Below are 12,184 nucleotides of genomic sequence, written 5' to 3' on the forward strand. Positions count from 1 at the left end.
CACCAGGGCGTAAAGCAGTCCTAGACTTACTGACGCACCAACCGCAGGTTCTGCGGACTGACCGGACCCGTGCTGCGATACGGGTTGATGTCCAGCCCGCCCCGGCGCACATAGCGCGCATAGACCGTCAGATGCTCAGGCTCGAGCAGATGCTTCAGGTCAAGGTAGATCCGCTCCACACACTGCTCGTGGAAGTCAGCATGCTGGCGGAAGCTGATCAGATAAGTGAGCAGGCTGGCATGGTCCAGCGCCTTGCCCTTGTATTCGACCACCACGCTGCCCCAGTCAGGCTGGCCGGTCACCGGGCAGTTGGATTTGAGCAAATGACTGTGTAGCGTCTCCTCCACCACCCGGTCAGGGTCACAATGCAACAGTTCCGGCTGGGGCTGCTCGTAGTTGTGGATAGCGACATCCAGCGCATCGATGCACTGCCCAGGCAACGCCACCACGCCTTGCGCCTCGACTTCGGCCAAGGTGCGCACCTGCACACCCACCGGTTTGCCGGCGGCAGCGGAGAGGTCTTTCACCAGGCACGCCTGCAACTGGGCAATCGACTCGAATACCGTCTGGTTCAACGAGTTGAGGTACAACTTGAACGACTTGGACTCGATGATGTTCGGTGAATCGGCCGCAATGGCGAACTCGCCAATCGCTACCACCGGCTTGCCCGACGGCAGCAGCCAGGACAGCTCGAAGCAGTTCCAGAAATCCACACCTTGCCATGGCAGCGTCTGGGCGGTTACGCCCAACTCGGCCCACTTGGCGGTACGCGGAATCGGAAACAGCAGCGAAGGGGTATAGGTGGCAATGTATTCGCTGGACTTGCCCAGCGGGGAATGTTCGGCGGCGGGATGCATGGAAACTGACCTGAAGGTTCGAAATGCCCCTAGTCTACCGTTTTTGCGCCTCGCCTTGGGGCTCTTGTCACTCGATGGCCGACGACCTGACGGGAACAGGAAGCAATGACTGGCGGTTGGCTGACGGGAAGATTACAACTTCGTCAGCTTGGCCGAGCGGACACATCGTCACGTATCATTTACAGGCCCCCTTCAGCCAACACGGACAATGCATGAAACTGCTGATCGTCGAAGACCAGGCCCGCACCGGTCAGTACCTGTGCCAGGGCCTCAGCGAAGCAGGCTTCGCCACCGAACTGGCCGCCGATGGCGACACCGGTCAGCACATGGCGCTGACTGGCGACCATGACCTGCTGATTCTCGATGTGATGCTGCCAGGACGCGATGGCTGGCAAATTCTGCAGGCCGTACGCCAAGCCGGCCTGGACACACCGGTGCTGTTCCTCACCGCACGCGACGCCATCGAGGATCGGGTCCACGGCCTGGAGCTGGGCGCCGACGATTACCTGGTCAAGCCCTTCGCCTTCTCCGAGCTGCTGGCCCGAGTGCGCACCTTGCTTCGCCGGGGCGCCAACCCCGCCCAGGACACCTCACTGAGCCTGGCCGACCTGCGCCTGGACCTGATCCGCCGCCGTGCAGAACGCGCCGGCCAGCGCATCGACTTGACCGCCAAGGAGTTTGCGCTACTGGAATTGCTGCTGCGCCGACAGGGCGAGGTGCTGCCCAAGTCATTGATCGCCTCGCAAGTCTGGGACATGAATTTCGACAGCGATACCAACATCATCGAAGTCGCGATCCGCCGCCTGCGCCTGAAGATCGACGACCCGCATGGCAATAAGTTGATCCATACCGTGCGCGGCATGGGCTATGTACTCGAAGAGCGCCACGACTGATGCGCCCGGTTTCACTGAGCAGCCGCCTGGCACTCCTTTTCGCCGCCTGTACCGCAGCGGTTTCCCTGGGCGCAGGCTTGCTGTTCAGCCACGCCAGCCGGCAGCACTTCATCGAACTGGACCAGCAGTTGCTGGAGTCGCGCCTGTCGCTGTTTCGCACCCAACTGGCCGGCGTGAACGACGCTCGCGATCTGCGCGCACGCGAGCCTGCTTTGCGCAACGAACTCAGCCACCAGTCGGACCTCGCCCTACGCGTAGAGGGCCAGGATGGTACGCTGTGGTTCGACAGCCAGTCGGCGTTGCCCGAAACACCCTTGCCTTCCGGGTTGGCCACCTTGCATGCCAACGGCATGGATTACCGCAGCCTCACAGCCCCCTTGAGCGCAGGCGACCGGCACGCTGCGCGCCTGACGCTGTTCCTCGATATCACCCACCACCAGCATTTTCTACAAGGCATGCAGCGCCTGATATGGCTCACTGTCGGTCTTTCGGCGCTGGCCACCGCGCTGCTCGGCGCCTGGGCTGCTCGCCGTGGACTGCGGCCCTTGCGCCAAATGGGCCAGGTCGCAGCCAGTGTGTCGGCACGCTCGCTGACTACCCGTTTGCCCGCCGAGCAGATGCCAGATGAGTTGGCAGAGCTGGCCTGCACCGTGAACGCCATGTTGCAGCGCCTGGACGACGCCTTTCAGCGGCTGTCGGCGTTTTCCGCCGATATCGCCCACGAACTGCGTACACCGCTGTCCAACCTGCTGACCCACACCCAGGTCACCCTCACCCGCCCGCGCAGCCTAGAAGACTACCGTGAGGCGCTACATGGCAACCTGGAAGAGCTGCAGCGGATGGCGCAGATGGTCAACGACATGCTGTTCCTGGCCAAAGCCGACCATGGCTTGTTGGTACCCGGCCTTACGCCGCTGGCCTTGCATGACGAAGTGGATGCCCTGCTGGAGTATTACGCACCGCTGGCCGAGGACGTCGAGGTGCGGATGCAGCGCGACGGTGAAGCGATGCTACAGGGCGACCGCCATATGTTGCGGCGGGCGCTGTCCAACCTGCTGGACAATGCCCTGCGCTTCACACCCACCGGTGGGCAGATACAAGTGACGTTGGAGCCAGGGCTACGCCTTTGCGTCGCCAACACGGGAACGCCGATAGAGGCGGCGGTGTTGCCTCGGCTGTTCGATCGGTTCTACCGCGCGGACCCGGCACGGCGGGAAGGCAATAACGAACATGCCGGGCTGGGATTGGCGATTACCCGGTCGATCGTACAGGCCCATGGCGGGACCATTCGGGCGGAGTGTACGGATGGGTGGACGCGGTTCGTGATCGAATTCAGCGCCCGGCAGTGAATCCCGGGAGCGGCCTTGCGTAACGAAAGGGGCGCAAAACGCCCCCTAGCACCAACCCGATTTCAGACAGCGAGCCCAATAGCCGGCTGCACCTGCGACGCCCGATACGCTGGGTAGATGGTCGCCAGGAAACTCATCACCAACCCCGCCGTGCAGATGATCGCCACATCCCCCCACTGCAACTCGGACGGTAGGCTGCTGACGAAGTACACATCCGAGGTGAAGATGTGCTGCCCGCTGACCCGCTCCAACCAACCGACAATCTGACTGACGTTGATTGCGGCAATCACCCCGAGCACACCGCCGATCAGCGTTCCGACGATACCGATCAGGCTGCCCTGAACCATGAAGGTGCCCATGATCTGCGCGGGCGTGGCGCCCAGGGTGCGCAGAATGGCGATGTCCGGCCCCTTGTCGTTCACCACCATCACCAGTGTGGCGATGATGTTGAACGCAGCCACTGCGATGATCATCAGCAACAACAGGCCGATCATGGTCTTTTCCATCTTCATGGCGCTGAACAGGCTGCCCTGGGTGTGCGACCAGTCGTCGGCGCGGTAGGCATCGCCCAGGCTGGTGGCGATGGCCTTGGACACCTGGGGCGCGGCATACAGGTCATGCAGCTTGAGGCGCACCCCTTGGACCTGACCCGCGGCCCAGTGCTGCATTTCGCCGGCATCGGCGACATGCATGTAGGCCTGCGAGCCATCGAGCTCGGCACCGACCTTGAAGATACCGACCACGGTCAACCGCTGCATGCGCGGGGTGATACCGCCCGGTTCCTTGCTGATTTCCGGGACGATCAGGGTCAGCTTGTCGCCGGTATTGAGACGGAAGCGACGCGCGGTCAGCTCACCGATCACCACCCCGTATTCTCCTGGCTCAAGGTCCTGCAAACGCCCCTGGACGATGTGCTGGCCGACGATGGACACCTTGCCCTCCTCGGCGGGGTCGATACCGCTGACCTGAATCGGCTGCATGGCGCCCTTGTACGACAGCATGCCTTCCATTTCCGTGATAGGCGCAGCGGCCATCACCGCAGGATTGCTCAGCGCGGCATCGGCCGCCTTGCGCCAGTCGTCCAGCGGCTGCACGCCAAGGATCGCCGCATGGGGTACCAAACCGAGAATGCGCGAGCTCATCTCGCGCTGAAAGCCATTCATCACCGACAACACCACGATCATCGCCAGCACGCCCAGGGACAGGCCGATCATCGAGGTCATGGAGATGAACGAGATGAAATGGTTGCGGCGCTTGGCACGGGTGTAGCGAGCACCGATGAACAAGGGCAAGGGTCTGAACATGTACGAAAACACCCAATGAATAAGTTGCGGGGCGGCTCAGGCCGCCCCAGGCACGCTGATCAGATCGCTACCAGGTGGCCATCGTCGAGCTTCAGCACGCGGTCCATCTGACGCGCCAGATTGAGGTCGTGGGTCACTACCAGGAACGCCGTCTTGGATGCACTGGACAATTCCTGCATCAGCTCCTGGATGCCCTGGGCGGTGTGGTGATCGAGGTTGCCGGTCGGCTCGTCGAGCATCACCAGGCCTGGGCGATTGACCAGGGCTCGGGCGATCGCCACGCGCTGACGCTCGCCGCCGGACAGCTCGGCCGGCTTGTGATGCAGACGATGGCTCAGGCCAACGCGCTTGAGCAAAGCCTCGGCGCGCTCGCGGGCCTCGGGTATGGGCGTGCGGCCGATCAGCAGCGGCATGCACACGTTCTCCATGGCGGTGAACTCGGGCAACAGGTGGTGGAACTGGTAGACGAAGCCCAGTTCACGGTTACGCAGCAGGCCACGGGCACGCTCGCCCAGCGCCGACAGTTCTTCGCCGGCCAGCCAGACACTGCCTTGGGTGGGCCGGTCGAGCCCGCCCAGCAGGTTGAGCAAGGTACTCTTGCCCGAGCCGGAACTGCCGACGATGGCCACTCGCTCACCGGCATGCAGTTCGAGGTTCAACCCGGACAACACCTGCACCGACTCCGGGCCCTCCTCGTAGGACTTGCCCAGGTTGCGGCAACTCAGAACGGCTTTATCACTCATGCGCGACTCACTCATAACGTAGCGCCTCTGCAGGCTGGGTGCGGGCCGCACGCCAGGCCGGGTACAGGGTGGCGAAGAAACTCAGGACCAGCGCCGCACCGCAGACCATGTACACGTCATTGGCCTGGATCTGCGACGGCAGGTAATCGATGAAATACACATCGGCGTTGAGGAACTTGTGCCCGATCAGCTTCTCGATGCCGGCGATCACCGCGCTGACATTGAGCGCGGCGATAATCCCGACCACGGCGCCGATCAAGGTGCCGATCACCCCGATCACCGTGCCCTGGACCATGAAGATGGCCATGATCTGCCCCGGCGTGGCACCGAGGGTACGCAGGATGGCGATATCGCCGCGCTTGTCATTGACCACCATCACCAGGGTCGAAATGATGTTGAATGCCGCCACGGCCACGATCAGCAGCAACAGCAGGCCGATCATGGCTTTTTCCATGCGAATGGCCTGGTACAGGTTGCCGTGGGTGCGGGTCCAGTCACGGCTGTAGAACTCCTGGTCACCCAGGCGCTGGGCGATCTCCCAGGCCACGCGCGGGGCCTGGAACAGGTCGTCGAACTTGAGGCGCAGGCCCTGCACCTGGTCGGCCTTCCAGCGGTGCAGGCGCGACAGGTCGGCGATATTGGTCAGGCCCAGGTAGCCATCGATCTCGCCGGCGCCGACGTGGAAGGTGCCGACCACGGTGAAGCGCTTCATGCGCGGGAACATGCCGGCCGGCGTGACGCTGACTTCGGGGGCGACGAAGGTGAGTTTGTCGCCGATGGCCACCCCCAGCTTTGCCGCAGCCTTGTCGCCGATCATGATGCCCCACTCGCCCGGCGCCAGTTGCTCCAGGCGCCCTTGCAGGATGAAGTTGTCGATGATCGACACCTCACGCTCGCGCGCAGGGTCTATGCCATTGAGCAAAACCTTCTGCACCTTGCCATCGTGAGTCAGCAGGCCCTGCATCTGGGTGTAGGGCGCAACTGCCACCACCTGCGGATTCTGCTTTACTTGTTTGGCAAGGGCTGGCCAGTCGTTGACGGGCTGGCCGCTTTCGAGCGTGGCGTGGGGAATCATGCCCAGCACGCGGGTACGCATCTCGTGGTCGAAGCCGTTCATGACCGAAAGCACCACGATCATGACCACCACGCCCAGGGCGAGGCCGATCATCGAGGTCAGGGAAATGAACGAGACGAAGTGATTGCGGCGCTTGGCACGGGTGTAACGCGTACCGATGAATGCGAAAAGAGGTCTGAACATGTCGGGGCTTGTTCGGATGAAAGGGAACGTCCTTGTGGCGAGGCGCCTACGGCGGCTTTACACTCGGACCACCGCCGCTACCATGGGTTCGCCATGACGACATTAGACGAAGAAGATCGCCGCGAATACTACCGCATCGAAGACCGGATCGCACTGGAAATCAGTCCCTTGAGCGCGGCCGAAGCCCTTGAGACAGAACTGTTGCAAGATGAGTCCCCGCTGTTCAACCTGCTCAGCGAACTGCACCTGTCCGACTTCGAGTCCCAGCACCTGCTGCGCCAGCTGAGCGAGAAGGACCGCACCCTGGCCGCCTTCCTGCGCGCCCAGAACAAACGCCTGGACCTGCTCAGCGCCGTGGTTGCGCAGACCCTGATCGGTGAAATCGGCAAGCCTCAGGCAGTGGTCATCTCCGAAGGGGGCATCGAATTCGCCCAGGCCAAGCACATCGCCCCTGGCACGCGAGTGAAGGTAAAGATGGTGCTCATGCCCCGCGCCCATGGCCTGTTGCTGCGAGGCCGGGTGACCCATTGCGATCCTCGACCGGACGGCACCTACGAGGTTGGCACCGAATTCACCGACATGACCGACGCCCAGCGCCAGTTGCTGGCCCGCTACATCCTGCAGCGCCAGCAGCAGCAACGGCGCCAGCAGCTGGAACAGAACCCACCCTCCTCCTGAGCCTGACACTCTTTTGAACTGAAGGAACGAACGTGACCCTGATCTATGGCCACCGCGGCGCCAAGGGCGAAGCACCCGAGAACACCCTGACCAGCTTCCGCCAGTGCCTGTCCCACGGCGTCACCCGCTGCGAACTGGACCTGCACCTGTCCGCCGACAACGAGTTGATGGTCATCCACGACCCCACCCTCAAGCGCACGACCGGACGACGGGGCAAAGTGGTGGAACACACCGCTGACGAACTGGTTACCTACGATGCCCGTAAAGGTGGCCCTGGCCATGTGCAGCCCTGCCCTATCCCGCGCCTGGAAGAGCTGTTCGAGAAATGCGCCTTCGAGCACTGGCAACTGGAAGTGAAAAGCGCATCGCGCACCCGCGCCGCCACCACCGTGCTGGTCATTCGCGAGCTGGCCCAGCAATACGGCATGCTGGACAAGGTAACCATCACCTCGAGTTCACGCGAAGTACTGGGCGCCGCACAGGAACTGGTCCCGGACGTGAAGCGCGGCCTGGTCGCCGAGTACGCCTGGCTCGACCCGCTGAAGGTCGCGCAGAACTACGGCTGCGAAATGCTGGCGCTCAACTGGACGCTGTGCACCCCTGAGCGTCTGATCAAAGCGCAGAACCAGGGCTTGCACGTATCGGTGTGGACGGTCAACGAGCCGGCACTGATGCGCCGGCTCGCTGATTTTGGCGTGGACAGCCTGATTACAGACTTTCCCGGTTTGGCCAAGACCACCCTCGGGTAGGGCTGAAATCGGTCTCCCCGACCGGCTCAGGCCACCGGCCGGAGCCGCTCAAAAAAGCCGGTTCAGGCCGTCGTAGGCAGCTACCCGATAGGCTTCGGCCATGGTCGGGTAGTTGAACGTGGTGTTGACGAAGTACTTCAGATTGTTCTGCTCACCTGGCTGGTTCATGATCGCCTGACCGATGTGAACGATCTCCGAAGCCTGGTAGCCGAAGCAGTGCACACCCAGGATCTCCAGGGTTTCACGGTGGAACAGGATCTTCAACATGCCCTGCGGCTCACCGGCGATCTGCGCACGGGCCATGCTCTTGAAGAAGGCCTTGCCCACTTCGTACGGCACCTTGGCCTGGGTCAGTTCCTGCTCGTTCTTGCCGATCGAGCTGATCTCCGGAATGGTGTAGATACCGGTCGGCACGTCATCGACGAAGCGCCAGCTGCCGTTGTCGACGATGCTGCCGGCCGCCGAACGGCCCTGGTCGTGGGCGGCACTGGCCAGGCTCGGCCAGCCGATCACGTCACCGGCACCGTAGATGTTAGGTACGCTGGTGCGGTAGGCCTCGTCGACCTCGATCTGGCCACGGCTGTTGACCTTGATGCCAATGTTTTCCAGGCCCAGCTTGTCGGTGTTGCCGGTACGGCCGTTACACCATAGCAAGGCGTCGGCCTTGATCTTCTTGCCCGACTTCAGGTGCAGGATCACACCGTTGTCCAGGCCCTCGACCCGCTCGTACTCCTCATTGTGGCGCACGGTGATGTTGTTGTTGCTGAAGTGATAGCTCAGCGCCTGGGAAATTTCCGAGTCCAGGAAGCTCAGTAGCTGGCCACGGTTGTCGACCAGCTCAACCAGTACGCCAAGACCGCTGAAGATCGAGGCGTATTCGCAACCGATGACACCGGCACCGTAGACGATCAGCTTGCGTGGGGTGTGGCTCAGGCTGAGGATGGTGTCGCTGTCGTAGACGCGTGGGTGGTGGAAGTCGATGTCGGCTGGGCGGTACGGGCGCGAGCCGGTGGCGATGATGATGTGCTTGGCCACCAGTTTCTCGACTACGCCGTTGGGGCAAACCACCTCGACGGTCTGCTCGTCGGCGAAGCTGCCGGTGCCGACGAAGACATCGACACGGTTGCGGGCGTAGTAGCCGGTACGCGACGCGACCTGCTTGGAAATCACTTTCTCGGCGCTCTTGAGCACGTCCGGGAAGGAGAACCAACGTGGCTCACCGATGGCGCGGAACATCGGATTGGTGTTGAACTGCATGATCTGCCGCACCGAGTGACGCAGTGCCTTGGACGGGATGGTGCCCAGGTGGGTGCAGTTGCCGCCGACCTGACGACGGCTGTCGACCATTGCCACCTTGCGCCCTGCTTTGGCGGCATTCATTGCCGCGCCTTCTCCGGCCGGGCCGGAACCCAGCACCACTACGTCGTAGTTGTAGACAGCCATGCGTACTCCTTCAGAACTGGCCCGCGGGTCACGGTGGCTCGCGGGGCTCGATCATGCCGCCGAGGCGCCATGAAAAAATTCGGGTGCAGTCTAATCAAGCGTGAACGCCGCGAACATTAACCCTTGGTCGCGTCGTAGGCTATTTTTGCCTGCACTACATGTCGTTCACCGACTCCGTGGCGCCGATCATCCGTCCTTGTGCTTTCACTCGCCTTTCACCGCCCGTTCGAACGCAGGCGTAGCTCGGGAGACGAAGCCACCCTCTACCCGAGTCACCAATACCGCCGCCAACTCATGAGCCACGGCGAAGTCCCAACCGCGCTCAGGCCCAAGAATCAACAGCAGGGTCGAATAACCGTCCGCTTGCAGGGCCGAGGCATCGAGCACGGTGACTGCCGCGAGACTGTGATCGACCGGGCGCCCGAGACGCGCATCGAAGGTGTGCGAATAGCGGCGGCCATTCTGCTCGAAATAGTGGCGATAGTCACCCGAGGTCGACACGGCAAGGCCGTTGACGGGAATGATCTGGCGGGCAATCTGGCGATCTTCACGGGGCAGTTCGAGGGCGATGCGCCAGGCACTGCCATCGGGCTTGTGGCCCACCGCCTTGAGCTCCCCGGTGGCCTCGGCGATGAAGTTGCCGATACCCATGGCGCGCAGGCGCTCGGCGATCAGGTCGACTGCATGGCCAGCGGCGATGCTGTTGAAGTCCACTTGCACCGGGGCATCCTTGCACAGGGCCTGGCCATCGATGTGCAGGTGGCGATAACCCACACGCTGGCGAGCCTGGGCCAGAGCCTGCGGGTCCGGCACCTGCTCGGCCCGGGCCTGCGGGCCGAAGCCCCAGAGGTCGAGCAGCGGCTCGACCGTAAGGTCGAAGGCTCCCGCGCTCTGTTCGGCGAGGCGCTGACCGAGGGCGACCAACTCCAGCATGTCAGGCGGCAGTGCCAAGCACTGGTTGGCCGGGAGCTGGTTGAAGCGGCTGACGGTGGAGTCGCCCCGGTAGGTCGAGTAGTGCTGGTCGACGCCCTGCAAAAGGGTCTCGACCGCTGCCTGCACCTGCGCAGGCGCCGGGCCGCCGGGTTCGCGAACGTACTGGATGCTGTAGCTGCTGCCCATGGTCGGGCCGCTCAGGCGCTCCAGGGTCGGCCCCTGGTCGCAGGCGGTGAGGAGCATCAGGATGAACAAAAGGGCTGTACGCAAGGTTGGGTTCTCGATTGCCTGCACCGACCTTATCGTCAGCCAGCTGACTGACAATAAGACCGGTACAAACACAATAAATGCAGGCCAAAAAAAACGGGAACCCGAAGGTTCCCGTTTTTTCATTGCCTTACAAGCGGATCAGCGCGGAAACGCTGGCGGGTTCACACCGGCCATCTCTTCCATCACGCGAACCACCTGGCAGCTGTAACCGAACTCGTTGTCGTACCAGACGTACAGGACAACACGGTTGTCGTTGCAAATGGTGGCTTCGGCATCGACCACACCGGCGTGGCGCGAACCCACGAAGTCGGTCGAAACCACTTCCTGGGAGCTGACGTAGTCGATCTGCTTGTGCAGTTCCGAGTGCATGGCGGTCTGGCGCAGGTACTCGTTGATTTCGTCGCGGCTGGTGGCCTTTTCCAGGTTCAGGTTCAGGATGGCCATCGAGACGTTCGGCGTCGGCACGCGAATGGCGTTGCCGGTCAGCTTGCCCTTGAGCACTGGCAGGGCCTTGGCGGCGGCAGTGGCGGCACCGGTCTCGGTGATGACCATGTTCAGCGGCGCGGCGCGGCCACGACGGCTGCCCTTGTGGAAGTTGTCGATCAGGTTCTGGTCGTTGGTGAACGAGTGAACGGTTTCGACGTGACCGTTGACGATACCGTACTGGTCGTTGACAGCCTTGAGCACCGGCACGATGGCGTTGGTGGTGCAGGAGGCAGCCGAGATGATCTTGTCATCGGCGGCGATGTCGCCATGGTTGATGCCGTGAACGATGTTCTTCAGCGCGCCCTTGCCAGGTGCGGTGAGGATCACGCGCTCGATGCCTTTGCACTGCAGGTGCTGGCCCAGGCCTTCGGCGTCACGCCATTTACCGGTGTTGTCGACCAGCAGGGCGTTTTCGATACCGTACTGGGTGTAGTCGATCGAGGCCGGATCGTTGGAGTAGATCACCTGGATCAGGTTGCCGTTGGCAGTGATGGTGTTGTTGGCTTCATCGATGGTGATGGTGCCATCGAACGGGCCGTGCACCGAGTCACGACGCAACAGGCTGGCACGCTTGACCAGATCGTTCTCGGCGCCTTTGCGCACGACGATGGCGCGCAGGCGCAGGCCGTCGCCACCACCGGTTTTCTCGATCAGGATGCGCGCCAGCAGGCGGCCGATGCGGCCGAAGCCGTACAGCACGACGTCGGTGCCCTTACGCGCCGAAGCGTTCTGCTGGCCAACCACTTCAGCCAGCTCTTCACGCACGAACTGCTCGGCGCTGCGGCCGTTGCCTTCCTGCTTGAACTTGTTGGCCAGCTTGCCCAGGTCGACCGAAGCGGCGCCCAGTTTCAGCTCGCTCATGGCCTTGAGCAGGGGGAATGTCTCGTGGACGGACAGTTCGGTCTCGTCGGTTTGACGGTGACGCGCAAAGCGGTGGGCTTTGAGGATCGAGATAACCGAACGGTTGATCAGGCTACGGCCATAGATCGAGCTCACCACGTTGTTGTTGCGGTAGAGCTGACCGATAAGCGGGATCATCGCTTCAGCAAGAGCTTCACGATCGATCCACTCACCAAGACACTGGTCGGGCTTCTGAGTCACGGGAACCTTCCACATGTAGGGACAGAAAAAAGGGGCTACATTATGACGCCCCAACGCGTATCGGGCAATGAGCGCCTGTCGCCGACGCCAGAGCGAGTGTTCACGGCCTTTCGAGCCTGA

At 62.5% G+C, this 12,184-nt stretch carries 11 protein-coding genes; 4 read left to right on the forward strand and 7 right to left on the reverse strand.

The annotated features are described in order from the left end of the window. Positions 1-26: 26 nt before the first annotated feature. Entirely contained in the window at positions 27-857 is an 831-nt protein-coding gene (queF, locus tag C4Q26_RS03490; protein ID WP_023379595.1) for an NADPH-dependent 7-cyano-7-deazaguanine reductase QueF, read from the reverse strand. A 212-nt stretch (positions 858-1,069) separates the two neighbouring features. Between queF and C4Q26_RS03495 the strand changes: the two genes are divergently transcribed. Together C4Q26_RS03495 and C4Q26_RS03500 are read left to right on the forward strand one after the other, a co-directional pair. Further along, complete coding sequence (locus tag C4Q26_RS03495) at positions 1,070-1,750, forward strand: heavy metal response regulator transcription factor (protein WP_023379594.1); 681 nt, start codon at positions 1,070-1,072, stop codon at positions 1,748-1,750. After that, positions 1,750-3,099: a heavy metal sensor histidine kinase gene (locus tag C4Q26_RS03500; protein WP_177429824.1), complete on the forward strand. Its 1,350-nt coding sequence runs from the start codon at positions 1,750-1,752 to the stop codon at positions 3,097-3,099. Before C4Q26_RS03495 ends, C4Q26_RS03500 begins: the two co-directional genes overlap by 1 nt. A 62-nt stretch (positions 3,100-3,161) precedes the next feature. Here C4Q26_RS03500 and C4Q26_RS03505 read toward each other — a convergent pair whose 3' ends face one another. Genes C4Q26_RS03505 through C4Q26_RS03515 form a run of 3 tightly spaced genes read right to left on the reverse strand, consistent with a single transcriptional unit; the run spans position 3,162 to position 6,404 of the window. Then, positions 3,162-4,403: a lipoprotein-releasing ABC transporter permease subunit gene (locus C4Q26_RS03505; RefSeq protein ID WP_104882780.1), complete on the reverse strand. Its 1,242-nt coding sequence runs from the start codon at positions 4,401-4,403 to the stop codon at positions 3,162-3,164. A gap of 59 nt (positions 4,404-4,462) precedes the next feature. Next, a complete protein-coding gene (gene lolD / locus C4Q26_RS03510; RefSeq protein ID WP_177325244.1) occupies positions 4,463-5,146 on the reverse strand; it encodes a lipoprotein-releasing ABC transporter ATP-binding protein LolD in 684 nt (227 codons plus the stop codon). A gap of 7 nt (positions 5,147-5,153) precedes the next feature. Continuing rightward, positions 5,154-6,404 carry a lipoprotein-releasing ABC transporter permease subunit gene (locus C4Q26_RS03515; protein WP_023379590.1) on the reverse strand — a complete coding sequence of 417 codons (1,251 nt, stop codon included), beginning with the start codon at positions 6,402-6,404 and terminating at the stop codon, positions 5,154-5,156. Between the two features lie 93 nt (positions 6,405-6,497). On the opposite strand from C4Q26_RS03515, the gene C4Q26_RS03520 reads away from it, so the two are divergent. Together C4Q26_RS03520 and C4Q26_RS03525 are read left to right on the forward strand one after the other, a co-directional pair. Next, positions 6,498-7,082, forward strand: coding sequence for a PilZ domain-containing protein (locus C4Q26_RS03520; RefSeq protein ID WP_023379589.1), 585 nt, complete (start codon positions 6,498-6,500; stop codon positions 7,080-7,082). A 32-nt stretch (positions 7,083-7,114) separates the two neighbouring features. Next, positions 7,115-7,831 (forward strand): glycerophosphodiester phosphodiesterase family protein, encoded by a 717-nt coding sequence (locus C4Q26_RS03525; RefSeq protein ID WP_104882781.1) that lies wholly within the window; start codon positions 7,115-7,117, stop codon positions 7,829-7,831. A gap of 48 nt (positions 7,832-7,879) precedes the next feature. On the opposite strand, the gene sthA is transcribed toward C4Q26_RS03525, so the two are convergent. The 3 genes from sthA to C4Q26_RS03540 all read right to left on the reverse strand — a co-directional run bounded on the left by sthA (position 7,880) and on the right by C4Q26_RS03540 (position 12,079). After that, positions 7,880-9,274, reverse strand: coding sequence for a Si-specific NAD(P)(+) transhydrogenase (gene sthA / locus C4Q26_RS03530; protein WP_023379587.1), 1,395 nt, complete (start codon positions 9,272-9,274; stop codon positions 7,880-7,882). A 204-nt stretch (positions 9,275-9,478) separates the two neighbouring features. After that, the gene (locus C4Q26_RS03535) at positions 9,479-10,477 is read right to left on the reverse strand and encodes an FAD:protein FMN transferase (RefSeq protein ID WP_104884024.1); all 999 of its coding nucleotides are present in this window, start codon (positions 10,475-10,477) and stop codon (positions 9,479-9,481) included. A 138-nt stretch (positions 10,478-10,615) separates the two neighbouring features. After that, positions 10,616-12,079: a glyceraldehyde-3-phosphate dehydrogenase gene (locus tag C4Q26_RS03540; RefSeq protein ID WP_041925454.1), complete on the reverse strand. Its 1,464-nt coding sequence runs from the start codon at positions 12,077-12,079 to the stop codon at positions 10,616-10,618. Positions 12,080-12,184 lie beyond the last annotated feature (105 nt).

Source organism: Pseudomonas sp. SWI44, assembly GCF_002947915.1.
Taxonomy (GTDB): domain Bacteria; phylum Pseudomonadota; class Gammaproteobacteria; order Pseudomonadales; family Pseudomonadaceae; genus Aquipseudomonas; species Aquipseudomonas taiwanensis.

Coding starts and splice junctions, on each gene's coding strand:
- queF (WP_023379595.1), bottom strand. CDS start 857: ATGCATCCCGCCGCCGAACATTCCCCGCTGGGCAAGTCCAGCGAATAC.
- C4Q26_RS03495 (WP_023379594.1), top strand. CDS start 1,070: ATGAAACTGCTGATCGTCGAAGACCAGGCCCGCACCGGTCAGTACCTG.
- C4Q26_RS03500 (WP_177429824.1), top strand. CDS start 1,750: ATGCGCCCGGTTTCACTGAGCAGCCGCCTGGCACTCCTTTTCGCCGCC.
- C4Q26_RS03505 (WP_104882780.1), bottom strand. CDS start 4,403: ATGTTCAGACCCTTGCCCTTGTTCATCGGTGCTCGCTACACCCGTGCC.
- lolD (WP_177325244.1), bottom strand. CDS start 5,146: ATGAGTGATAAAGCCGTTCTGAGTTGCCGCAACCTGGGCAAGTCCTAC.
- C4Q26_RS03515 (WP_023379590.1), bottom strand. CDS start 6,404: ATGTTCAGACCTCTTTTCGCATTCATCGGTACGCGTTACACCCGTGCC.
- C4Q26_RS03520 (WP_023379589.1), top strand. CDS start 6,498: ATGACGACATTAGACGAAGAAGATCGCCGCGAATACTACCGCATCGAA.
- sthA (WP_023379587.1), bottom strand. CDS start 9,274: ATGGCTGTCTACAACTACGACGTAGTGGTGCTGGGTTCCGGCCCGGCC.
- C4Q26_RS03540 (WP_041925454.1), bottom strand. CDS start 12,079: ATGTGGAAGGTTCCCGTGACTCAGAAGCCCGACCAGTGTCTTGGTGAG.